20 protein-coding genes are annotated in these 22,819 nt (G+C 45.6%); 14 read left to right on the plus strand and 6 right to left on the minus strand.

The annotated features are described in order from the left end of the window. Positions 1-135: 135 nt before the first annotated feature. Entirely contained in the window at positions 136-1,026 is an 891-nt protein-coding gene (locus QUA13_RS16535; protein WP_333200145.1) for a hypothetical protein, read from the plus strand. 80 nt (positions 1,027-1,106) lie between these two features. Here the strand turns inward: QUA13_RS16535 and hisB are convergent, their stop codons facing one another. Both hisB and fabI read right to left on the minus strand, forming a co-directional pair. Next, positions 1,107-1,745, minus strand: a complete 639-nt coding sequence (gene hisB, locus QUA13_RS16540) for an imidazoleglycerol-phosphate dehydratase HisB (RefSeq protein WP_333200180.1) — start codon at positions 1,743-1,745, stop codon at positions 1,107-1,109. Positions 1,746-1,952: 207 nt separating this feature from the next. After that, positions 1,953-2,729 carry an enoyl-ACP reductase FabI gene (fabI, locus tag QUA13_RS16545; protein WP_333200147.1) on the minus strand — a complete coding sequence of 259 codons (777 nt, stop codon included), beginning with the start codon at positions 2,727-2,729 and terminating at the stop codon, positions 1,953-1,955. 340 nt (positions 2,730-3,069) lie between these two features. On the opposite strand from fabI, the gene ntcA reads away from it, so the two are divergent. The 3 genes from ntcA to QUA13_RS16560 all read left to right on the plus strand — a co-directional run bounded on the left by ntcA (position 3,070) and on the right by QUA13_RS16560 (position 6,195). Continuing rightward, complete coding sequence (ntcA, locus tag QUA13_RS16550) at positions 3,070-3,735, plus strand: global nitrogen regulator NtcA (RefSeq protein WP_006634020.1); 666 nt, start codon at positions 3,070-3,072, stop codon at positions 3,733-3,735. Between the two features lie 77 nt (positions 3,736-3,812). Then, a complete protein-coding gene (locus QUA13_RS16555) occupies positions 3,813-5,504 on the plus strand; it encodes a DUF3084 domain-containing protein (protein WP_333200149.1) in 1,692 nt (563 codons plus the stop codon). Positions 5,505-5,799: 295 nt separating this feature from the next. After that, on the plus strand, positions 5,800-6,195 hold the full coding sequence (locus tag QUA13_RS16560; RefSeq protein ID WP_333200182.1) for a pre-16S rRNA-processing nuclease YqgF: 396 nt from the start codon (positions 5,800-5,802) through the stop codon (positions 6,193-6,195). 133 nt (positions 6,196-6,328) lie between these two features. Here the strand turns inward: QUA13_RS16560 and QUA13_RS16565 are convergent, their stop codons facing one another. Both QUA13_RS16565 and QUA13_RS16570 read right to left on the minus strand, forming a co-directional pair. Further along, entirely contained in the window at positions 6,329-6,799 is a 471-nt protein-coding gene (locus QUA13_RS16565) for a hypothetical protein (protein WP_333200150.1), read from the minus strand. Positions 6,800-7,412: 613 nt separating this feature from the next. After that, positions 7,413-8,993 carry a photosystem II high light acclimation radical SAM protein gene (locus tag QUA13_RS16570; RefSeq protein ID WP_333200152.1) on the minus strand — a complete coding sequence of 527 codons (1,581 nt, stop codon included), beginning with the start codon at positions 8,991-8,993 and terminating at the stop codon, positions 7,413-7,415. Positions 8,994-9,369: 376 nt separating this feature from the next. On the opposite strand from QUA13_RS16570, the gene QUA13_RS16575 reads away from it, so the two are divergent. The 9 genes from QUA13_RS16575 (at position 9,370) to QUA13_RS16615 (ending at position 18,461) form a co-directional block, all read left to right on the plus strand. After that, positions 9,370-9,759: a DUF1830 domain-containing protein gene (locus QUA13_RS16575; protein WP_333200155.1), complete on the plus strand. Its 390-nt coding sequence runs from the start codon at positions 9,370-9,372 to the stop codon at positions 9,757-9,759. 237 nt (positions 9,760-9,996) lie between these two features. Beyond that, positions 9,997-10,587 carry a hypothetical protein gene (locus tag QUA13_RS16580; protein ID WP_333200157.1) on the plus strand — a complete coding sequence of 197 codons (591 nt, stop codon included), beginning with the start codon at positions 9,997-9,999 and terminating at the stop codon, positions 10,585-10,587. 838 nt (positions 10,588-11,425) lie between these two features. Next, positions 11,426-12,607 (plus strand): BMP family ABC transporter substrate-binding protein, encoded by a 1,182-nt coding sequence (locus QUA13_RS16585; protein ID WP_333200159.1) that lies wholly within the window; start codon positions 11,426-11,428, stop codon positions 12,605-12,607. 191 nt (positions 12,608-12,798) lie between these two features. Further along, positions 12,799-13,908: an ABC transporter permease gene (locus tag QUA13_RS16590; protein ID WP_333200161.1), complete on the plus strand. Its 1,110-nt coding sequence runs from the start codon at positions 12,799-12,801 to the stop codon at positions 13,906-13,908. A 41-nt stretch (positions 13,909-13,949) separates the two neighbouring features. Further along, positions 13,950-14,876, plus strand: a complete 927-nt coding sequence (locus tag QUA13_RS16595) for an ABC transporter permease (protein ID WP_333200163.1) — start codon at positions 13,950-13,952, stop codon at positions 14,874-14,876. A gap of 29 nt (positions 14,877-14,905) precedes the next feature. Continuing rightward, positions 14,906-15,595: a biuret amidohydrolase gene (gene biuH, locus QUA13_RS16600; RefSeq protein WP_333200165.1), complete on the plus strand. Its 690-nt coding sequence runs from the start codon at positions 14,906-14,908 to the stop codon at positions 15,593-15,595. Positions 15,596-15,705: 110 nt separating this feature from the next. After that, the gene (locus QUA13_RS16605; RefSeq protein WP_333200167.1) at positions 15,706-17,313 is read left to right on the plus strand and encodes an ABC transporter ATP-binding protein; all 1,608 of its coding nucleotides are present in this window, start codon (positions 15,706-15,708) and stop codon (positions 17,311-17,313) included. Between the two features lie 111 nt (positions 17,314-17,424). After that, positions 17,425-17,787 (plus strand): cupin domain-containing protein, encoded by a 363-nt coding sequence (locus QUA13_RS16610; protein WP_172185699.1) that lies wholly within the window; start codon positions 17,425-17,427, stop codon positions 17,785-17,787. Beyond that, positions 17,778-18,461 carry a cysteine hydrolase gene (locus tag QUA13_RS16615; RefSeq protein WP_333200170.1) on the plus strand — a complete coding sequence of 228 codons (684 nt, stop codon included), beginning with the start codon at positions 17,778-17,780 and terminating at the stop codon, positions 18,459-18,461. The genes QUA13_RS16610 and QUA13_RS16615 overlap by 10 nt, the downstream gene beginning before the upstream one ends. Before the next feature lie 123 nt (positions 18,462-18,584). On the opposite strand, the gene QUA13_RS16620 is transcribed toward QUA13_RS16615, so the two are convergent. Together QUA13_RS16620 and purF are read right to left on the minus strand one after the other, a co-directional pair. Continuing rightward, on the minus strand, positions 18,585-19,670 hold the full coding sequence (locus QUA13_RS16620) for a DUF3474 domain-containing protein (protein ID WP_333200172.1): 1,086 nt from the start codon (positions 19,668-19,670) through the stop codon (positions 18,585-18,587). 741 nt (positions 19,671-20,411) lie between these two features. After that, positions 20,412-21,878, minus strand: a complete 1,467-nt coding sequence (gene purF / locus QUA13_RS16625; protein ID WP_333200174.1) for an amidophosphoribosyltransferase — start codon at positions 21,876-21,878, stop codon at positions 20,412-20,414. A gap of 506 nt (positions 21,879-22,384) precedes the next feature. Between purF and QUA13_RS16630 the strand changes: the two genes are divergently transcribed. Beyond that, positions 22,385-22,582 carry a hypothetical protein gene (locus tag QUA13_RS16630; protein WP_333200176.1) on the plus strand — a complete coding sequence of 66 codons (198 nt, stop codon included), beginning with the start codon at positions 22,385-22,387 and terminating at the stop codon, positions 22,580-22,582. Positions 22,583-22,819 lie beyond the last annotated feature (237 nt).

The following is a 22,819-nucleotide window of genomic DNA, read 5'->3' on the forward strand; positions in this document are numbered from 1 at the left end:
AAAAGTCTTGATTAACTTGTTTGTAATAAGGACTTCAGTCCTTTATTTGCCAACTCATCACTAAGGACTAAAATCCTTACTACAAACCTATTCCACTTTTCCAACAAGTCGAGTCAATTCAATATAGAAAAAATTATGATGAAGGTTGCTACAATAGCATATAACAACGTTGCGATTCAGTTGTCGGTCGAAGAAGTAGAATTTTTCCTGAAACTTGTTCAGGAAGTGCAACAGGTAATACCAAATAGTTTTACAACAAGAGTGGCTGTATCTCCCAGACAAGCTAGAGGTTTTTTTGAATCTATTCTTCAAGAGATTAAACAGTCTGGTGAAAGCTTGATGACTATTAGCTTTTCGTTTCAGGAAATATTTCTATTACAGCATTTACTTAATGAAGCTTGTCATGGGATAGTCATCAATGATTTTCAAATAAAATTAGGAAAGTCTCAAGAAGAAACAAAAGAACTTTTACATTGCGTGTGTAAGGTGACAAAAGAGATGGAAGGTCTTAAGGAAGCCAGAAGAGCTTCATATATGCCCTCTCCTTCAAATCTACCGAAACTAAAGGAGGCGAAGAAATGTTGCCTTGAGGCTGACGGATACCTGATTACTTTTTATATAAGAAAACTTATGTCTTCTAAAAATGTTGTTAATCTATTTATCGTCTTAAACATTGGCACCACTGAGCTTGTTGCATTTTCCATTAGTTCTGTACCCAAACCAATTGAGGTTGAAGATTTATGCGCTCTTATCAAAACCTGTGAACAATACATTGAGCTTTCTGACCAAGAGTTGGCAGCTTTAGAAAGCCCTTTTCAAATTTTTAATAGTAGCATTTTTCAATTGCATACTTTAGAAACAGATATTACCTCAGACAATGAAAAGTATGCTATTGTGAATTTTATGCTACCTTTAGCTCATTCTAGACATAGCATTGTGAAGCCTTTTATAGGTGTTAAAGGAGCCGTTACTTTCAGAAATATTTGTAGTTTTACCTCATCACTGCGAAAGATATTAACTGAGTAATGCTCAAAAATCCAAGAGTGATATCCCTATTTTGAGTGACAGATTTGTAGTAGCGTTTGGGCGCTACTACAAGCCCCATACTACAAAACTCCTTTAGAACTCGGAATTCGACTGGCGCGCCGCGGATCGATTTCTACCGCCATCCGCAGAGCTCGCGCAAATGCCTTAAACGCTGCTTCCACAATGTGATGAGAATTTCCCCCCTGCAACTGTCGAATGTGCAGTGTCATCTGAGTGTGGTTCACCACCGCTGAAAAAAACTCTCTCACTAATTCGGTATCGTAAGTGCCGATCCGCTGATTGGGAATTTCCAAGCTGTAACTTAAGTGAGGCCGTCCCGAAAAATCTAGCACTACCTCAATTAAAGCTTCATCGAGAGGGGCGATGAAATGTCCGAAGCGAGAAATGCCCGATCGATCCCCGACAGCTTTTGCTAGCGCTTGGCCTAAGGTAATTCCCACATCTTCGTTCGTGTGGTGGTCGTCAATCTCCAAATCCCCGATCGCCTGCACGTCCAAATCGATCAATCCGTGAGAAGCAATCTGGTGCAACATATGGTCTAAAAACGGAATCCCCGTAGAGGCCTTGCAAGTTCCCACACCGTCGAGATTGAGGCTGGCCGTGACATCCGTTTCCAGTGTCGTGCGTTTCACTAAGGCGGCCCTACCTGGTTGAACTGAAGTTGCAGGAGGCACAGAAGGGCGATCGATTATCTCCATAATTCGCAATTGGTCATTCATTAGTTATTGATAATTAGTAATTGAAGATTAGAGCTTGATCGGCGCTGATTCTCAAGTGTTTAGTTAAGAGAATTATGCAAAACTCAAAACTATCGAAAGGGGCGGTTGTTGAATAAAACTTACTTGTTAAAGTAAAAGTTTATTGTCTAAACCCGCCCCTACATAACTCAAAACTCTCGACTACCGTTACATTCCCATGATTTCGTAACCGGCATCAACATACAAAACTTGACCCGTAATCCCGCTAGCGAGATTGCTGCACAGAAAAGCCGCAGCATTTCCCACTTCCTGCTGAGTCACCGTCCGCCGCAGCGGCGCCACTTCCTCAACGTGGTGGATCATGTCCAGAATACCCCCAACTGCTGAGGAAGCAAGAGTCCGAATTGGGCCTGAAGAAATCGCATTTACCCGAATATTTAACGGGCCCAGTTCAGCAGCTAGATAGCGAACATTCATTTCCAAAGCCGCCTTAGCAATTCCCATCACATTATAATTAGGAACTACCCGGACGCCGCCCAAATAAGTCAGCGTCACAATACTGCCGCCCTCGGCCATCAGGGGTTTAGCAGCAGCACAAAGCCGCACCAGCGAGTAAGCGCTAATATCTAAAGCATTGGAGAAACCTTGGCGCGAGGTGTTGGTGAAATCTCCCGAAAGTTCGTCCTTTCCGGCAAAAGCCAGACAGTGGATCAGGATATCTAACTTGCCCCACTTGTCGGCGATGGTTTGAAAAGTGGACTCAATTTCGCTCTCGTCTTGGACATTGCAGGGCACATACAGACTGGGATTGAGCGGTTCCACCAGTTCAGCGACTTTGCGCTCGTGCTTGCCTTTCTCGTCCTTCAAAAAAGTTATGCCGAGATTGGCCCCAGCTTTGTGGAGCTGCTGAGCGATGCCCCAGGCGATCGAGCGATTGTTGGCAATGCCCGTAACAAGAGCATTTTTTCCGGTCAAATCTATCATCTGTATTTCTTCTAGAAGCAACTTGCACCGTTCTCATTGGCTCTATGCGACAACCCCGCCAGTTTAGACACAACTGATTCAGATTTAACTGATTCAGACACAATTGAGGCACAAGTGAGACACAATTGAGACACAATTGATATTAATTTTGCTGTGGAGCTACATGGAGGCGGAATTGAAAAAGTTAAGAGAAGGGCTAGATTTAATCATACAGCGTGTGTTTACCTTAACATTAGATGGAAGTAACAGAATCCCTATATATTGGAGGTTGGGAAGTATATTTACTCAATAAGCTTAATCGGCAAGTTATAAAGTATTGATTAGTACAAAGGATCTAGTCGTGACGCATGATAGACCGCTAGCAGCCGTGTTCCGCCAAATCAGCGGCGGGGCGTTTCCACCCATTGTGGAAACCTTTGAACGGGGCAAGACAATTTTTTTCCCTGGAGACCCGGCTGAGCGCGTCTACGTTCTCATTAGAGGTGCTGTGAAGCTCTCCAGGGTTTACGAAGCAGGGGAAGAAATTACAGTCGCCCTCCTGCGCGAAAATAGCGTATTTGGCGTGCTGTCTCTGATTACGGGACACCGATCGGACAGGTTTTACCACGCGGTAGCCTTTACGCCGGTGGAATTGATCTCGCTGCCGATCGAACAAGTCGAGAAAGCACTCAAGGAAGACCCGGAACTGTCGATGGTGATGCTGCGGGGACTGTCGTCTCGGATTTTGCAAACCGAGATGATGATCGAAACGCTGGCCCACCGAGATATGGGTTCGAGACTCGTCAGCTTTTTGCTGATTCTGTGCCGGGACTTTGGCGTACCCGGTACAGAGGGGATTACGATTGATTTGAAGCTGTCCCACCAGGCCATCGCCGAAGCGATCGGCTCGACACGGGTAACGGTGACTCGTTTGCTGGGGGATCTCAGGCAAGAAACAATGATCTCGATCCACAAGAAAAAGATCACAGTCCACAACCCGGTGGCCTTAAGCCAGCAATTCACTTGATGCCGAGAAAGTATCGGATTTTGGATTTTGGATTTTAGATTCAATCCAAAATCCAAAATCCAAAATCTAAAATCGGAATGACTGCTGGATACATCCTGGTATTTGTAATTTTAGTGTTGGGGGGTGTGATCGCCACTGTCAGCGATCGCCTTGGGACGAAAGTCGGCAAGGCAAGGTTGAGCTTGTTCAAACTTCGCCCCCGCGATACTGCTGTTGTTGTGACAGTAATGGCCGGCAGCATCCTGTCGGCACTGACTCTGGGCATTTTGTTTGCTACTAGCAAACCGCTGCGAACAGGAGTTTTTAGAATAGACGAGATTCAAAAAAGGCTCAACAACGCCCGCAAAGAACTCAACCAAACCACTCAAGAAAAAAATCGAGTTGAAACTGAATTAACTCAAGCCAGAGCCGCTCAAGCGCAAGCTAGAGCCAATTTAGAGCAAATTAATCAATCCCTCCAAGCTGCTAATGCCGAGCAAGCTCGGACGCAAACAAAATTAAACTCGCTGCGGGCCCAGCTTAACAGCGTGCAAGCAGCCAAGTCTAACACTGAACAGCAGTTAAGTCAGGTAGAAGCGGCTAAATCCCAGACAGAAGAACAGCTCAGCAGTGTGGAAGCAGCTAAATCCCGCACCGAAGAACAATTGAAACTGGTTGAAACGGCCCGATCGACTACAAAAGCTCAGCTCGATCGCACTGAGAACCAATTGAAAACTGTTTCTGCTCAAAAAACGACTTTAGGCTCGGAAATCGCCCAACTGCAAGAGGAGCGCCAACAGTTAATCGAGCAGCGAGAGCAGGTAAAAGCTCAAATTGCCCAGCGAGACGCAGAAATTGCCAAGCGAGAGCGAGAAATTGCCCAGCGAGACGCAGAAATTGTCGATCGCAACGAACTAATTGCCCAGCGAGACAAGGAAATTGCCCAGCGGGTGCAAAATCTGGCCGAGCGCGATCGAATAATTGTCGAGCGCGACAAAGTAATTGCCGAGAGGGAAGCACTCTTAGAAACCTTGGCACAGCAACAAGCTCAACTCGAACAGCAACAAACTTTATTGCAGCAGCAAGTGCAAGTTTTGGAACGGGACTTTCAGGCAATCCGCGAGGGTACAGTTGCCATCAGGCGCGGTCAAATTTTAGCTGCTGGCGTCGTTCGCATTATCGAACCCGGTATGGCAAGTGGCGCGATCGATCGACTTTTGCGAGAAGCAAATAAAACCACCGTCGGACTCATGCAGCCGGAAAATAGGAAGGTTAGAGACCAGGTTATTCAAATTACTAAAGCAGAAATCGATCAACTAATTAGTCAGATTAAAGACGGGCAAGACTACGTGGTGCGGATTGTCGCCGGCGCTAATTACCTGCGGCAAGAAAAGGTAATTAAGGTATTTGCAGAAGCAGAAATCAATCGAGTTGTGTTCCGGGCTGGAGATGTGATTGCAGGGGTTGCTGTCGATCCGGTGACTTTGACCGACGAACAGGTGCGGCAGCAGTTGCTGCAATTGATAGAAGCTTGTCAATTTCGCGCTCGCCTGATCGGCGTTGTCGGCGGTAGAGTCCAAGTGGCCGACAATCGGGTTGAAACTTTAGCTAATTTTATCGAGCGATTGCAGCAGTACGAGAAACCGGTGGATGTTCAGGCGATCGCCGCAGATGTCACTTACATTGCCGGCCCGCTTAAAATAGATTTAGTTGCTCGTGAAAACGGAGCCGTTGTTTTCCGCACCGGACAACAGAATCAAGGCCAAGGAGACTTGAAAATTAAAAAATAAATTTGGTAACTGGTAAGTGGTAACTAATAATTGGTAACTGATACCAATTCTGAAAATTAGTGAAACAGATAGATTGTATGCGAGCATCTGTAGGGACACGGCATTGCCGTGTCCGGCGCGGGGAGTAGGACACGGCAATATAGATTGTATGCGAGCATCTGTAGGGACAGGGCAATGCCGTGTCCGGCGCAGGGAGTAGGACACGGCATTGCCGTGTCCCTACGGTTCCCTTTGACTTTTAATAATTGGTATAAGATTGAGGATTGCAGCAATATTTTTTTTAATTGATATGACTATGATTTTAGGTTTCGATCCAGGTAAAGACAAGTGCGGTATCGCCGTCATGAATACAGATAACAATGTTTCCTACCATGAAGTTGTACCCTCCGAGAGTGCAATTTCGACTATTCAATCTCTGTGCGAACAGTTTTCAATTGAGTTGTTGGTGCTCGGAGATCAAACGACTTCTAAAAGTTGGAAACAAAAATTGACGCAGAGTTTGTCGCCTGCGCTCAAAATTGTTCGGGTGGACGAGAGGTACAGCAGTTTGGAAGCCAAGGAACGCTACTGGCAAATGTACCCTCCGACGGGACTCGACCGCTTGATTCCGAAGGGAATGCGGACGCCGCCGAGACCGGTGGACGATATTGTGGCGATCGTCCTGATTGAGAGGTATTTGAATAAAAGTTAGTCAATTTTATAACCGTTACCACTGATTCTCTTTGATTATTAAGGAATCAATATATTTTTGCTGGTATTGAATTTTTCACTAAAATAAAATACACCCTAAATTTAGAGGCTCGATCGTTGAATCACAATTAGTCCTACTTGATAACACCTTCGGTCAAAATTACCTTACCATTCTGGCGGACTTGCAGCCGTTGGGGGTTAATCGAATAGATAATATTGCCGTTAGTCGCTTCATAAGTTCCGTCGTCACCTGTAGTTACTTGCATGACATTGATTTGGCTGCCATTTATTTTGCTGAAGCCTCGGTAAAAAATATCGCCTTCCTGGGTTTTGCAAATGTATATAGAAAAGTTGGGCGTTGCGAAAGATTGCACCATTTCGTCCCTCGGACATCCCTCAACTTGAGCAATTTGCAGCGGTCGATCGTTGCCCAAAGTCTTCGGTGCGATCGCCAGAACCTTCCCAATCGGTTCATTTAGTGCAGTTGCTTGTGCTGAAGCGGTCAAAAAGCCGTGAAGCGAAGCTATCCCGAAGGGAATCGCACTAATGCCAGCCATAACTAGAACTACTCCTTTAATGCCCTTAAATCTATCTTTATCAAACATCTTGTCACTCCTGGTTTTAACTATATAATTACATCTTAAGCGATCTTTCTGGATATTAATAATATTTAATATCAGAAGTGAAAGATGCAGGAACACGGTACACCGTCGGTTTAAGTAAGGTGCGAACTGTGCACCTTACACCAGTGAAAATACACAAGTATGTCAATGCGATCGAAGAAAAGCAATCTCTTGCATTGAGGAGATTTTTAAGATTTTATGACTTGTTCGCGCCGATCTGAGAAACCGGGTTTCTTCATATATTTCTCGTTACTAAACCTTTGATTTTCCTAGAAACCCGGTTTCTCGCCTCCCCTGCGATCGCGAACTGACCGAAAGCATCTAGGATACAAGCCCCCGGATTCATCCGTCCAGAAATAAAAAACCTGTATCCGATAAAGGAGCCCCCGAATTGATCCGTGGGGTCAATGCTTCAATTCTAAAATCTAAAATCTAAAATCTAAAATCTAAAATCTAAAATCGATTGACTCAGTTACACGGTAATGTTGATTTGCGCTTAGCTATTTAGTGAATAAAAAAAAGGGAAACAGAAGATACATTTTTTCTCCATTTCCCATTTTTAAAATAACCGTCGTCCTGACTGCGAACTTGGTAATTAATTAACTGCTGCCAACTGTTTATCTTTGATTTCCACAGGCGCGGTTAATGCCTCTTCCAAATCCGCACAGCCGAGTTTTTCCTCCAAAATAGCCATCACTTCGCGGCCGAAATTATTGGAATTGCGCTGCCAAGCTTCTAAACAAATTTGCCCGAAAAACGAACCCAAAGGCTCGGGATTCCACAGCAACTTGCGCGCTGTCCAAGGCATCAAACTCATGGGATCGTACCCCGGTTGCAGAATATCCTTTTTAAAGGCGTATTCTTCCAAAATTGTGTGCGGCTGCAAGCCGATAAAGAAAATAGCTGGTTCTACTTTATCTGCTCCAAAAATTCGCTCTAATTCTCGGTGATAAGCAATAGTTTGCCGGATGGTTTCAAAGGTTTCATCAATGACGTTAAATGAGTAATTCACGGAAACCACATCGTTGTAACCGGCTGCTTTTAAATCGCGACAATTTTCCAAAACTACTCGCAAGTTGTAGCCCATCCGCATTTTGCGAACCAGTTCCTGGGAACCGCTGGTGATGCCGATTTCAAAGTAATTCATCCCCGTTTTTACCATCAAATCGCACAACTCTGGTGTGAGATTATCCGCACGGATGTAAGCAGCCCAGTGTATGTCAGTCATGCCGGCGGCGATGATTTTTTGCAATAATTCAACTGCATCATTGATGAATTTGCGTGCAGGGATAAATTGAGCGTCGGTAAACCAGAAATTGCGGATACCTCGATCGTACAATTGCCGAATCTCCGCCACCACCTCATCCGCCGGATTGATCCGCACTTGTTTTCCTTCAATCACCGTATAAATGCAGTAACAGCAATTGTGAGGACAGCCGCGCTTGGTTTGGACTCCCACGTAGAAGTCCATATCTTGTAGATAATAAGAAAATTCCGGCCAAATCGTTTCGATGTAGTTGTAATCGCAGGCAGTTTTCTCAATGTTGGCTGGCTTTTCGTGAATTAGCTTCGCGCGCGGCACGGTTTCTCCCACCACATAACACCTTTCCTCGGCCAAATCTTCGCCCTTAATCAACTTCTCCAGCAAAGCTTCGCCTTCCCCCACCGAAACCACTGTTCCCGCCGGCAAACTGCGCCCCAACTGCTCGTAAAACACGCTCACAGCACCGCCACCGACCACTGCACGAGCTTCCGGGCGGTATTTCCGGGCCCGCTTCAATCCCCGCTTAACCAGTCCCAAATTGCGCCAGAGTTCGGTATAGTAAGACACGGCCAAACGCAGTCCTCCGAGTGCTCCCCTGAACTTGATCAGCAGATTTTGGGCGTAGTAAAACTCGAAGGCATTTTGCAGCGGATTGCCGCCCCTGCCGCCCACGGGCGCGTAAATTTGAATGTCCCGCCAAGAGAAAACTAGCAGCGTCGGCTTAAACTCGTCTATGCTGGCATCCAAAGCTTTAGCGAAATCAAGGGGGGGCACCGCACCTAAATCGAAAATGCGCTGTTCGACATCGGGAAACAGCTTGTGTACGTGATCCGAAAGATACACAACTCCGATCGGGAAAATCGGATTGCAAGGGAGGCGAACGTACAGGACTCGGTTTTCTCGGTTTTCCATGATTGCCATATCCTAAAGTGGAACTTTTTCAGCTATGTTAATATTCTTTTAATATAACTTTACAATATGTCTAATTTTCGCAATTTGATATTAAATATTCTTAAATTTTTCTATTCGGCTCAAGGCCCAGCGTGTTGGTGTAGATCGGCGACAGCAGCAAAAAAAAGCTAATTTTTAAGCAAATACAGCGTATATTGACGGAATATCCAACCTGGGGGTCAAAAAAACAATATTTATACCAGTAAATTATAAATTAAAGTTCGATATGTCTCTAATGTGTTAGGGAGTTGGTAGTCGGCTTTACAGTTGGCTGGGATCGCCTAGTGTTAGCCTGAGAAGATAACTAAAACTTTTAGGCAAGGCTCCCTCAGCAGTTATGGCTCAAATTCTTGACCCCCTACCCTCAGACACCGACAGCAAGATTCTGTGCTGCTACGTCAACGCCACCAGTCAGATTCAGATTGCTCGCATCGCCAACATTCCTAACTGGTACTTTGAACGAGTGGTGTTTCCCGGACAGCGCTTAGTGTTTGAAGCGATGCCAGCGGCAGCATTGGAAATTCACACCGGGATGATGGCAAGTGCAATTTTGTCGGATAAAATTCCTTGCGATCGCTTGCAGATTAACGAAGGCCCCTATTCAAAGGTTAATCCTAGCAGATCCCCAGAGGCAGTTCAGGGCGATCGAACAGCAATCGCCGGCCGCCCCAAATCCCGAGAAATCTCAGAACCTTTGACTGTACCGGCGCTAACCGCCGTCGATTAATCGGAGTTGTGAGTTTTGAGTTATAAATTGTCAGTGAATTGATAACTCCGCGCTCAAAATTCCAACTTCAGCAAAGCGGTAAAAACTCAACAGTTAAGAATCAAAGTTTCTGAAATGAATTTTAGATCGAAACTCGCGACTGCAAATATTATCCGGTTTTTCGTATTTCCCTGAGTTTTGTTGGCGGGTCCGACAACTGTGTAAAAATATCATTAAACAGCTTGTCGAATTTCAGCCATGTCAGCACAACCGATCGCCTCTTCCCCATCTTCTGCCCCAGTATTTGAGCCGGCGATATTCCGGCTTTCTCCCCTGATTAGAATCACGCTGTTGAGCTTGTACACGGCCCTGACAATTCCATTGCCGTTTTTGTCGGAAGTAACGAAAGCACCCGTTCCGCCGGCCGCACTCTGGGCGGCAATTGTTGTCGGCGCTGTGGGCCTGTACGGCGCGCTCAGTGAAAGGGTAATTGTCAGCCAAGAAGGGATTGAAGTCACATATCCCAAGTGGTTTCCGCGTTTTTTTCGCAAGGGTTGGTCGCTACCTTGGACTGAGGTAAAAGCTCTCAAACCTCGATCGACCGGTCAAGGAGGTTTAGTTTACTATTTTTTGAGTCATTCGGGTGAAGGTTATTTATTGCCAATGCGAGTGGCTGGGTTTGGTAAATTAGTCGGTTTGGTGGAAGCAAAAACAGGTATTGATACTAGAGATGTCCGCCCTTTGTCTCAGCCTTGGATGTATCTTATTTTACTTTTATTTACGCTGCTGCTGCTGTTGGTAGATGCGTGGACTATTGTTACGGCGATCGGGCTTAAAGGCAATCTGTAATATTATCTCCGGTATAATAACCGTTATAAAGTTGGTAGTGAGGACTTCAGTCCTCATAAAACTTGCTCGGACTGAAGTCCTAACTAAGCTGTACTGCATTTAGTTTTTACCTTTGGGGCGGGCTAGAAAGCCACCCCAAAAGAGCTCCCATAGAAATACAGCATATTCCATGTAGATGTAGATCGCGAGAAACCGGGTTTATGGAACAGAATCAGTAAGGATGCGAGAACTGTAAAGAAACCCCGTGAGAGCGCGGTGTACTTCATAAAGCTGGAATACGCTGTAAAATACCTCTTATTGACTGTTATTAGAAATCAAAGACAGTTTTTCTGATTTTATAAGATCGATTTCTATTGTTTTTGATTCAGCCTCGACTTATTTTTACGTTGCGTCCAAGACTAAAAAGCTAGTTGCGTGTCCGAACTCAAAAATTATTTTTTGTTTGTGGTGAACATTATTGTTGAATTTTGTTTCTAGCGAACTTTTTGGGAAACAATTTGGCTAATCTTATTAAGTTTTTATAAAAAAACTTACCACTAAAAGTAATTGGGATATGATAAACATCATTAATTTTTGGGAAATTCGACTTTCCTAAAACAACATTTCCAGCCAAAACTAATTTTTTATTAGAATTAGTTTTGGTTCACCATGAATCTTCTACATTAAATTCAAGATGTGATTTGAATGTAAATAGTTATTAACGCATTTGATCTCATTGTTGAATAGATAGACTAAAAGCTGACAAATTTAGCGTGAATATCTAGCAATTCCCAGCAAGTATAAGCGTTAAAGTTTAGCTATGAATTCCTCTTAAAGATTTTTAGTGAGAACATAGAGAATGAGTACCAAAAAGTCATTGTTTATACCTCGGCGTCAAGTAATTCGTGGGATTTTATCTACTACAGCGTTTGCAGTCACATCGCGCCTTTGGACTGGATGTAGTCCTGCTAAAGAGGTTCAAGCAAACTCGGCTGGCAAAGATAAGCCAATTGTGATGGGATTTATTTATGTTGGTCCCAAAGATGACTACGGCTACAATCAAGCCCAAGCAGAAGGGAACGCTGGGGTTTCAAAATTAGCCTGGGTAAAAACCGTAGAGGAAGCAAATGTTCCTGAAACTACATCGGTACAAGAAACCATGAGGAACATGATTGAACAGGATGGGGCAACGGTTCTGTTCCCTACGTCCTTCGGGTACTTTGACCCGCATATTCTGAAACTGGCAAAGGATTACCCGGAGGTACAATTCTTCCACTGCGGTGGACTTTATCAGGAAGGTAAGCATCCAAATAACGTTGGCAGCTATTTTGGCTACATTGATGAGGGTGAGTACGTAGCAGGAATTGTTGCCGCCCACGTCTCTAAAACTGGAAAATTAGGATTTATTGCTGCTAAACCCATACCGCAAGTATTACGCAATATCAATAGCTTTACCTTAGGAGCACGCAGTATTAAGCCAGAAGTTACAACTCAGGTGATTTTTACAGGAGATTGGTCTTTGCCTGTTAAAGAAGCTGATGCTGCTAATAGTATGGCTGACCAGGGTGTTGATGTAATTACCTGTCACGTAGATAGCCCCAAAGTAGTGATGGAAACGGCTGAGAAACGAGGCATTTTCTGTACTGGCTACCATGCGAGTCAAGCCCAACTTGCGCCCAAAGGATATTTAACAGGTGCCGAGTGGGACTGGACGAATGTCTATTCTAAGTATGCTGAAATGCTTCAAGCTGGCAAGACGCTAATGAACGGAGGCATTCCCCATTTAGTACGCGGTGGTTTGAAGGATGGTTTTTTGAAGCTGTCGCCCTACGGTAGCACTGTAACGGCGGAAGCGAAAAAGGATGCTGATGCTGCTAAGAGTAAGTTTCTTGATGGCAGCATGGTCATTTATAAGGGGGAAATAAAAGATAATACCGGGAAAGTTGTGATTGCTGAAGGTAAGGATTACAAGCAGCAAGACGCAGAACTAGAAAAGATGAATTGGCTGGCATCAGGCGTCATCGGCAAAGTTACGAGTTAATTAGCTGATGTGCATTCAAAATTGTATAGCGGACGACTTAAACGCTGATTAGCTTAGTAGGGGCGAGCAGGTTTGCCCCTACATACCCCTCCTTTCGCTAAGAAAGTATTTCACGCCTGTCGGCAACTGCTATACAAGCAAGTTTTTAATTCAACACTCATCATTTTCTTAGTAATTCATCTTTTATTCTGATGATGATTAACCGTCAAAACTGGCGTACAACTTTGGAAGCGGTTTGTATCCCGATCGCCGCCATCCTCTTCTCATTGGTATTGTTTGGAATTTTTTGTGCTGCGGCTGGATCTAATCCCTTTGCTGTCTATGCCTCAATCTACAAAGCAGCGTTTGGCAGTTGGCATTCATTCCAAAACACCCTGATCAGGGCTGCACCGTTGATGTTGAGTTCCCTGTGTACGGCTTTGCCTGCCCGTTTGGGGCTGGTGATTATCGGCAACGAAGGCGCTTTAGTAGTTGGGGGTCTGGGGGCTGTAGCCGCTGGACTGGCTTTATCTTCTGCACCGCCGACGTTAGTCCAAATTGCAATGGCGCTGGCAGGAATTGTCTGTGGAGGTCTGTGGATTGGTGCAGTGGGAGCTTTGCGCTATTACCGGGCAGTGAATGAGACAATTAGCAGCTTGTTGTTGAACTATATTGCGATCGCCCTGCTGAATCATTTAGTCGGCGGCGTGATGCGCGACCCCAGCAGTGTCAATAAAATTTCTAGCTACCCAATTCCTGATGTGAGTATGTTAGGGAGTATTCCAGGAACCCGCGTTCACTACGGTCTAATTTATGGGTTAGTTGCTTGTGCGATCGCCTACTTCCTGATCCAGCGCACTACCTTTGGCTTTGCAGCTAGAACAGCAGGAGGTAACATCCGCGCTGCTCGAATTGCCGGACTTCCTGTCGGCAAGTTGACAATGGCAATCTGTTTCTTAGCTGGCTCTTGTGCAGGTTTGGCAGGCATGGTGGAAGTCGCAGCCGTGCACGGTCGAGCTAACGAATCACTTAATGCTAACTATGGCTACAGCGGTATCTTAGTCGCATTCATTGCTCGACACAACCCTCTTGCTGCGACTATTGTGGCAATTCTGCTTGGCGGCATTCTTGCTAGTGGCGGCATCTTGCAACGGGCACATGGACTGCCAGATGCAACGGTTTTAGTGTTCCAAGGGTTGGTCTTTTTGGTAGTTCTGTTTAGCGAATCGCTCTACGGACGTTTGCCATTTTTCAAAGAACGGTCAACCGATAGCCCTCAGCAGCCACCTTCTAGCGAGCAGCCATCAGTAGCCGCTGTCTGAGCAATACGTTAAGCCAAAATCTCAAATCGGAGGAATCCACAATGGCAGCAGAAGTATTAGGTTGGTGGGGAGTACCTTTGGGTATCTTAGCAGGAACTTTGCGGGGTAGCGCTCCGTTTCTGTTCGTCAGTTTGGGCGAATGCCTAACTGAAAAAAGCGGCAAGATTAATTTGGGGTTAGAGGGGACACTGTTAACGGGTGCGATGAGTGCCTATGCTATTTCTTATCTGACTGGCTCTCCTTGGTTAGGTGTTTTAGCTGCTGGTCTAGCTGGCATGGTACTAGGTTTTATCCACGCTTGGCTGTGCATACAACCAAAAGTAAATGACATTGCCGTAGGCATCGCAATGATTATTTTTGGTAGCGGCATTGCGTTCTTTTTTGGCAAACCTTTTATTCAACCAAGTGCCCCCCAATTGCCGAGTTTCCCTCTGGGTGCTTGGAGTCATCTACCTCCGGTGCAATCAGCGCTACAAATTTGTCCCCTATTTTTGTTAGGTGTAGCGATCGCCCCTTTAATGCAGTGGTTCTTTAAATCAACTCGCTGGGGGTTATTTATTCGTGCAGTTGGGGATAGTCCCGATGCTGCCAAAGCAATGGGAATCTCGATTAATAAAGTTCGTATGCTCTGCATTATCGCGGGCAGTTTTTTAGCTGGAATTGGTGGTGCTTATTTATCCCTTTACTATCCCGGTAGTTGGACAGAACGCATCTCTAGCGGTCAAGGACTCATGGCAGTAGCGCTGGTAATTTTCGCCCGTTGGAATCCAGTTCAGTGCTTATACGCCTCGTTGCTATTTGGGGGAGCGCAGGCGATCGGCCCCGCTTTGCAATCAGTAGGGGTGGATTCCTATTACTACTTATTCAATGCTTCGCCCTATATCCTGACGCTGGCGATCATGATTATTACTTGTTCGCCGAAACGAACTTTGACAGGCGCGCCTGGATCTTTAGGAACTAACACGTAAAACAGGAATTTATCGCAAGGAAGATAAACATGGGACGTTTTGTAGAAGCTGAACCATATCCTTATCCTTACAATGGCGATTTGCGCCCAGAAAATACGGTGCTGCTGATAATTGATATGCAAATTGATTTCTGCGGCATTGGTGGATATGTTGATAAGATGGGCTACGACTTGTCACTGACTCGCGCTCCTATTGAACCAATCAAGCAAGTCTTAGAAGTTGCACGGGCGAAGCACTTCCATATTATGCACACCCGCGAAGGACACCGCCCCGACTTAGCAGATTTACCAGAAAACAAGCAGTGGCGATCGCGCCAAATTAACGCCGGGATTGGCGACCCCGGCCCCTGCGGCAGAATTCTAGTTCGAGGTGAAGCAGGGTGGGAAATCATTCCAGAGCTCGCGCCTTTGCCTGGAGAAGCGGTGATTGACAAGCCGGGAAAAGGCTCATTCTATGCCACGGATTTAGATCTGCTACTGAAACGCAAAGGCATTCAAAATATTGTCTTGGCTGGCATTACAACCGATGTCTGCGTGCATACCACAATGCGAGATGCAAACGATCGCGGTTATGAATGTTTGCTCTTATCTGACTGTACAGGCGCAACAGATTATGGCAACCATCTGGCGGCGCTCAAGATGATCCAGATGCAGGGAGGAGTGTTTGGAGCCGTCGCTGATTCAGAAGCATTTATTAAAGCTTTAACTGTTGAAGTGTGAGGCAACAATAAAGTAAATAGTTCCCGCATTGAAAGGAACTCCGTAATCTAATTAAAGAACAAAATCTCATAAATAGCCGATCAACTGAAAACTTTACAAGAGATAAAAACATGACAGAAGTGAAAGACTCTCTAGCCAAAAACTCAGCACTCAATACTCAAAATTATCTAGACACTCAAAACTCAAACTTCACAACTCAAAACTTTCTGCAACCACCAGAACTAGAGGTGGTTAACATGACTAAGCGGTTTAGCACGATGACTGCACTTGATAACTTCTCGATGACGCTAAAACCAGGGACATTTCATGCTTTGCTGGGCGAGAACGGAGCAGGCAAAAGTACCCTTGTTAAATGTGTCATGGGTTTCTATACTCCTACTTCAGGCAAAGTCTTGATTGATGGGCAGGAAACTGCGATCGCAAGTCCTCGCGATGCTCATAAGTACGGCATTGGCATGGTTTACCAGCACTTCACCTCTGTGCCTGCGATGACTGTAGCCGAAAATCTGGTTTTGTCCCGCTTTGATAGCCCCAATTTGATTAACTGGAAAGCCGAGTACGAGCGGTTAAAGGCTTTTATGAAAACTGCTCCTTTTCGAGTTCCTCTAGATACCCCAATCTTTCAATTAGCTGCCGGGGAGAAACAAAAGCTAGAAATTCTTAAACAGATATATCTTCAGAGTCGGATCTTGATTCTGGACGAACCTACTTCGGTGCTTACTCCGCAGGAAGCCGATGAGGTTTTAGGTTTACTGCGCGCAGAAGTTACTGCCGGAAGATTAAGCGTGTTAATTATCAGTCACAAATTCCGGGAAGTGATGGCGTTTTGCGATAGCATCACGGTGCTGCGTAAAGGGAAGTTTGCAGGTCAGGGTTTGGTAAAGGATCTGACTGTCTCGGATATGTCTGAAATGATGATGGGTGAAAGGCGCGAGCCAAAACAAGTTGAAAAGACAGCCCCCCCAACGACTATTCCTGTCCTTGAAGTTAAAGACCTTCATGCCAATAAAGACAACGGTCTGGAGGTATTGACAGGAGTAAACCTCACAGTTCACAGTGGCGAAATTGTTGGGATTGCAGGTATCTCTGGCAACGGTCAGCGGGAACTGGTGGAGGTCTTGGCAGGTCAGCGTTCTGCTACAGGTGGAGATGTGCTGGTCAATGGTGAAGTTTATACAGCAACACGAGCCGAGATGTTTAAACATCAGGTCTTCGCACTACCAGAAGAACCCCTTCATAATGCTTGTGTGCCACACATGAGTGTGGCAGAAAATTTAGCCCTGCGGACGTTTGACCGCCCTCCTCAAGCTAAAGCAAGTATCTTACTCATCCTGAAAGAAATTAGGCAGGCGGCTAAGAGCTTAATTAATACTTTCAAAATTAAAACGCCTTCGCCAGATACCCCTGTAGGCAATCTGTCGGGGGGAAATGTACAGCGCACAGTGCTAGCGCGAGAACTCTCCGCCGAACATATTAAGTTACTAATTGCCGCGAATCCTTGCTTTGGTCTTGATTTTGCTGCTGTGGAGTACATTCACGGTCAGATTATTGAGGCTCGCAACCGAGGAGTAGCTGTGTTGCTGGTGAGCGAAGATTTAGATGAACTGCTGAAATTGTCCGATCGGGTTTTGGTAATCAGTGGCGGGAATTTTACTTATGAAAGTGCGATCGCAGATGCAGATTTTGTTCAGATAGGTAAGAGTATGGCAGGACACTAATCAATTTTGGATTTTGGATTAATTGACGAAGAGGACGCGGCGATGCTCCATAGTTTCTTGCCATTCTCCGCGTCCTTCTGTCTCCGTGTATATTTCATTCGAGCCATACCTATGACTGAACTACTCAACCAAGCTTTGATCCTTAAGGATCTACCTAATATCGCGACGTGGCAGAATAACTTGCCTTGGCAACCATTTCGTGATGGGGTTGAAATCTACCGACTTTATGGTGACAACGAAAGTGGATCGGCTGCTGCTCTACTGCGGTACGAGCCGGGAGCAAGTGTCCCAAGGCATACGCATACTGGTTTTGAACATATTTATGTACTAACTGGATCGCAAACTGACCAGAATGGCGAACACCAAGCCGGAACCTTTGTCATTAACCCCCCTAACAGTAACCACAGTGTTGTCAGCCAAGCTGGCTGCATAGTCCTAGTAATTTGGGAAAAACCTATATCGCTATGGTCTTAATATCTGCCCAACCTTATGATTATGAACTGCCAGTCTCTGGCGGTGTGGCTTTGGTTATCATCGATATGCAGCGAGATTTTTTGGAGCTTGGGGGATTTGGTGAAGCTTTAGGCAATGATGTCAGCCAACTACAGGCAATCGTGCCAACGGTAAAGCAGTTGTTAGAGGCATTTCGCGATCGCCATCTCCCTATTGTTCACACTATTGAAGGCCATCAACCTGACCTTTCTGATTGTCCTCTATCTAAGCAAAAGCGGGGTCAAAGTCAACTTAAAATTGGCGATCGAGGTCCAATGGGACGAATTTTAATTTTGGGTGAACCTGGCAATTCAATTATCTCTGAATTGACACCTATGCCTGATGAAATAGTAATTAATAAACCAGGCAAGGGCGCTTTTTATCACACTAATTTGGAATTAATACTTCGTGAAAAAGCGATTACTCACCTAATTTTTACTGGAGTCACAACTGAGGTTTGCGTTCAAACAACTATGCGCGAGGCTAACGATCGGGGGTTTGAATGTTTACTCGTTGAGGATGCTACAGCCAGCTACTTTCCACAGTTTAAACAGAGTGCGATCGATATGATTCGCGCCCAAGGCGGTATTATTGGTTGGACTGCGAAGGCTGAAGCAGTAATACAAGCTTTGGTGGAAAAATCGCTGGCGGGGTGACAACCCCTCCAGGGCGGCTTGTCACCCCTCCAGATGTGGAACATCTGATCGAACACGCGCAAAAAAGAAAAACCCGGTTTCTTTAAGAAGTCGGGTTTTTACGTATTCTATTGTTTATTTAAACTACTTAACTTCAGCCGATCGCCGAGTGCTAGGCGATTCGTAGCAAATTCCAGAACCTGTATCTGAGACAAAATGACAATCCCAGTAAGAGCGAATAAAGCTCTTCCAAATTGGATCGGTTGACTTGCGATAATAATCGCCCAACACTGGCTTGATGGCTTCCGTTGCTTCCTTCAAGTGATAGTGCGGCATGGTCGAGAAAATGTGGTGGGCTACGTGAGTCCCGATGTCGTGATGGATGGAATTGATGATTCCGTAGTCGCGATCGATCGTAGACAATGCACCTTTCAAGAAAGACCAATCTTTACCGCGATACCAAGGAATATCGGCTTCTGTGTGGTGCAGGAATGTTACCAAATCCAGCCACATCACGAACACTACATAGGGAACCAAGTAGAACTTGAGTAAAAACAGCCAACCAAACTGATAGGTTAGCGCGCCTAAAAAGCCTACCATCAGTACCAAGGATGCGGAACTCGTCAACACATCCCATTTTTCGGAGGGACGGAAAAGCGGGCTACCGGGCATGAAGTGAGAACCTGCGCGATCGCCCGATCCGCGAAACAGATAAATTGGGTAGGCAAATAACATCAAATAGAAGCGTCCCAGCTTTTCGTACCAGCGCATTTGTTCGTAATGGCTCTCCGACACGGGATACCAGCTTTCATCGTTATCTAAGCTGCCTGTATTTGCGTGGTGGGTTCTGTGACTGATCCGCCAACCGTGGAAGGGCACGAGAATTGGAGCGTGGGAGAGGTGTCCGATCAGGTTGTTGAGCCATTTGCTCTTAGAAAATGAACCGTGTCCGCAGTCGTGGCCCACTACAAACAATGCCCAAAACATGGTTCCCTGCATCAACCAAAAGATTGGGTAAAAGAGCCAGGAATCGACGGTGTAGGCGATCGCATACAAACCTGCGATAATTCCAATATCTAAAAAGAAGTAAGCCAGAGATTTCCATGCCGAGGGTTCAAAACAGTGGGCTGGAATGGCTGCCTTGATATCTTGAAGAGTAAAAGGTAACTCTGTTGTACGAGAGGATGAGCCTTGATTGCTCGGGGGATTGAGAACAGTATTTGATTGCACGAAGTTTCCGATTTAAGCTGACTTGAGAAACCGCATTCCGCCTTCTTTGAACAGTCAATCGATTTTAGATTTTAGATTTTAGATTTTAGATTCACTCCACAGATGAATCTGGGGGCTTAAACTAAGATCTAAATTTTTTGGCTCTCCCCGACTCATGTCGGAGGGTTGTATCCCTATGCAGGTGAGGTAACATTCAAACTGCAAGGAGCCATATTTTTACTCTGCAAGGGTTTCTAAAGTTCTTTAGTTCGCATGAATAGCCCGTCCGCGATTCTCAAGCAAGTTGGCTTGCGGAATACTTGTGTGGGAAAAATTAGTGCGATCGACCCTGTTATCTGAAAAAATCTCATGTGCCCGTTGTTGGTGCGAAATGCGATTTCAATCTGAGAGTGGACATCTGGAGGAACTACCTCCAGTCTGCAGGTAGCATACAGCGCTTCGAGCAGAAATTGTGAACGAGAGTGTAGGGAAAGACCCATCGATTTCAGATTGGCGATTTTAGATTGAAGGACAAATCTCAAATCTCAAATCTGCAATCTCCAATCTAAAATCAGAGTGTTGGGTTTCACACAAGTTCTACCCAACCGACTGTTTACTACACTTCACAAATTCTGCAATTATTGCTACAGCTAAGTTAATGTAACATTTCTACACACATTCTGGCAATGACTTACCAGAAAATTTTGAAAATCCATAAATCGCGGAAAGTGACGGGCGATCGCTTTCTCGCTTTTTGATTTTCTAGGTTCCAGCTTTTTCTAATATGAGCTTAGACCGTTTTACCATTTCTGGAACGTCGATCGGATAATCACCAGTGAAACACGCCGAACAAAAACTCATCGGATCTTCGTTAGTCGCCTTCAGCATTCCATCCCAACTCAAGAAAGCCAAAGAATCAACCCCAATTTGGGCGCCGATTTCTGCGACTGACTTAGTAGCAGCAATCAACTGATCTTGATTGTCGGTGTCGATCCCGTAGAAACACGGATGAGTCACCGGCGGCGAGGAAATTCTCATGTGAACTGCGGTCGCGCCAGCATCCCGCAAGGCTTTGACGATTTTGCGGCTGGTAGTGCCGCGCACGATCGAATCGTCGATAATAATTACTCGCTTCCCTTCCAACACATCTTTGAGAGGGTTGAGTTTCATGCGGATTCCTGACTCCCGCATTGTCTGAGTCGGTTGAATAAAAGTGCGCCCGACGTAGCGGTTTTTAATCAATCCTTCGGCGTAAGGAATGCCGGAAGCTTGAGAAAAGCCGATCGCCGCCGGAATTCCAGAATCGGGAACGCCGATAACTATATCAGCCTCAGCCGGAGATTCTGCGGCCAACAAACGCCCGATCCGCAGCCGGTAGCTGTATAAACTTTCACCTTCCATCTGGCTGTCGGGTCGAGCAAAATAGATCATTTCAAAGATACAAAGTTTGCGCTTCTGCTGCTGGCTCCAGTGGAAGGAAGCCATACCTTCTTCTGTAATCCAAACTAATTCTCCCGGTTCTACGTCCCGCAAAAATTCAGCACCGATAATATCCAAGCCGCAAGTTTCCGATGCTAAAACGTACCGTACCGGAGTTGTGGGGAGGATGCCAATTACCAGCGGGCGGACGCCGTGGGGGTCGCGGACTCCCATCACGCCTTTGGGGGTGGCGATCGTCAAACTAAAGGCTCCTTGGCACATACCAAAGGCACTGATCGCTGCTTCCAGCCAGTCTTTGCCCTTGTCTACCTCGGAACCGATCGCCACTGCGATCGCCTCTGAATCCGTCGTGCTGACAAACTCGCACTTCCGAGACAGCAATTCTTCCCGCAATTGTTTTGTATTGACAAGATTCCCGTTATGTGCCAATGCCAGACTTCCCAAACGAGTTTCGACAACCACAGGCTGAGCGTTGACCACGCGGGACGAACCGGTAGTAGAGTAGCGAGTGTGGCCTACGGCTAAGTTACCGGGCAAGTGACCTAAACTCGATTCGTTGAAGACTTGGGAAACCAGTCCCATATCTTTGTGCAGGTAGACTTTTTCACCGTCAAAGGTGGCAATCCCTGCGGATTCCTGACCCCGGTGCTGCAACGCATACAAACCGAAGTACGTCAACTTGGCTACATCTTCACCCGGTGCGTAGATACCAAAAACGCCGCAAGCTTCCTCTGGCTTGTCGGGTTTACTAGAATGCTCGTCAGCCGCGAAGGAATGGTTGGGAATCATAGATGGGTGGGTTCCTAATGGGGAAGGTGGGTTAGGGGGACAGTTTCAGCGGGAAATCTTGTTTGCGAAAGCGTCGCATAACTTAACATTCCCTTAATCTTGCCACGGATCTGTCATTATTTCCAACTCGTGTAGCATTTCAGACAGAAGCGATGCGGCGTTTAATGGCATTGTAGTATCGATCGCCACCAAATCCTATATTAACCTTGATTAACGGCGGGCGAGGGATTTGTCGAGGGATTCGGCCAGGGATCAGGCAATTTTCAAACGAAGTCCCTCTCTAAGAGACTCAAGAGATAGGCGATCGTGCAATGGCAAATAAATTAGAAAATTGCTTCACGGGCTTTTTGAAATATTAGAATTTAAGGGCGATCAATCTTGACTTTTTCAAGAGATTGACATACTATATCATTATGGGAATCTGTGCGACCATATAAACTCATTTTGGGCGCAGCAAGTTATGGCAATAGCACGGAGCAGATAAGTTTTTCAGTTTAATTTATAGGGTGCGTCGCTGCGAGATTCTCGATCGAACTTGCAGATTGTTTCGGGCGACGCACCTTACTAATTTGTGGTGCGTCGCTGTGAAATTGTCGATCGAACTTGCAGATTGTTTCGGGCGACGCACCTTACAGCTTCAACCCGTGCATCATCCGGTTTTCGTTTTTGTAGACGCGGTTTCCACCGCCGATTCCAATTCTTGAAAAATTTTGTAACTACCGCAAACTACTTCGATACAAATATCCCCTTCCAGTCGAAAGTAGAAAAGGGACGAAGAACCTGTCTCAACCAAACCTGCTTGATTTTGAAAAGGATAGGACAAATTAGATAAGATTTGACTCTTATCTTCTGTCAATTGTCTTAATTAGACCTCTTGCGAAAGTGCGATCGTTCTAGGTAAAATAAAAGAAAAAATGAGCTTAATAATATGAATTACGAAC

This window comes from Microcoleus sp. S28C3, assembly GCF_036700785.1.
In the GTDB taxonomy this organism is placed as follows: Bacteria; Cyanobacteriota; Cyanobacteriia; order Cyanobacteriales; family Microcoleaceae; genus Microcoleus; species Microcoleus asticus.

What these genes read in the sequence shown, in the direction of transcription:
- QUA13_RS16595 (WP_333200163.1), top strand. Translation starts at nt 13,950, where the DNA reads ATGGCAGCAGAAGTATTAGGTTGGTGGGGAGTACCTTTGGGTATCTTA.
- biuH (WP_333200165.1), top strand. Translation starts at nt 14,906, where the DNA reads ATGGGACGTTTTGTAGAAGCTGAACCATATCCTTATCCTTACAATGGC.
- QUA13_RS16560 (WP_333200182.1), top strand. Translation starts at nt 5,800, where the DNA reads ATGATTTTAGGTTTCGATCCAGGTAAAGACAAGTGCGGTATCGCCGTC.
- QUA13_RS16585 (WP_333200159.1), top strand. Translation starts at nt 11,426, where the DNA reads ATGAGTACCAAAAAGTCATTGTTTATACCTCGGCGTCAAGTAATTCGT.
- fabI (WP_333200147.1), bottom strand. Translation starts at nt 2,729, where the DNA reads ATGATAGATTTGACCGGAAAAAATGCTCTTGTTACGGGCATTGCCAAC.
- QUA13_RS16590 (WP_333200161.1), top strand. Translation starts at nt 12,799, where the DNA reads ATGATGATTAACCGTCAAAACTGGCGTACAACTTTGGAAGCGGTTTGT.
- QUA13_RS16575 (WP_333200155.1), top strand. Translation starts at nt 9,370, where the DNA reads ATGGCTCAAATTCTTGACCCCCTACCCTCAGACACCGACAGCAAGATT.
- QUA13_RS16555 (WP_333200149.1), top strand. Translation starts at nt 3,813, where the DNA reads ATGACTGCTGGATACATCCTGGTATTTGTAATTTTAGTGTTGGGGGGT.
- QUA13_RS16610 (WP_172185699.1), top strand. Translation starts at nt 17,425, where the DNA reads ATGACTGAACTACTCAACCAAGCTTTGATCCTTAAGGATCTACCTAAT.
- QUA13_RS16605 (WP_333200167.1), top strand. Translation starts at nt 15,706, where the DNA reads ATGACAGAAGTGAAAGACTCTCTAGCCAAAAACTCAGCACTCAATACT.
- hisB (WP_333200180.1), bottom strand. Translation starts at nt 1,745, where the DNA reads ATGGAGATAATCGATCGCCCTTCTGTGCCTCCTGCAACTTCAGTTCAA.
- QUA13_RS16565 (WP_333200150.1), bottom strand. Translation starts at nt 6,799, where the DNA reads ATGTTTGATAAAGATAGATTTAAGGGCATTAAAGGAGTAGTTCTAGTT.
- QUA13_RS16535 (WP_333200145.1), top strand. Translation starts at nt 136, where the DNA reads ATGATGAAGGTTGCTACAATAGCATATAACAACGTTGCGATTCAGTTG.
- QUA13_RS16570 (WP_333200152.1), bottom strand. Translation starts at nt 8,993, where the DNA reads ATGGAAAACCGAGAAAACCGAGTCCTGTACGTTCGCCTCCCTTGCAAT.
- purF (WP_333200174.1), bottom strand. Translation starts at nt 21,878, where the DNA reads ATGATTCCCAACCATTCCTTCGCGGCTGACGAGCATTCTAGTAAACCC.
- QUA13_RS16615 (WP_333200170.1), top strand. Translation starts at nt 17,778, where the DNA reads ATGGTCTTAATATCTGCCCAACCTTATGATTATGAACTGCCAGTCTCT.
- QUA13_RS16580 (WP_333200157.1), top strand. Translation starts at nt 9,997, where the DNA reads ATGTCAGCACAACCGATCGCCTCTTCCCCATCTTCTGCCCCAGTATTT.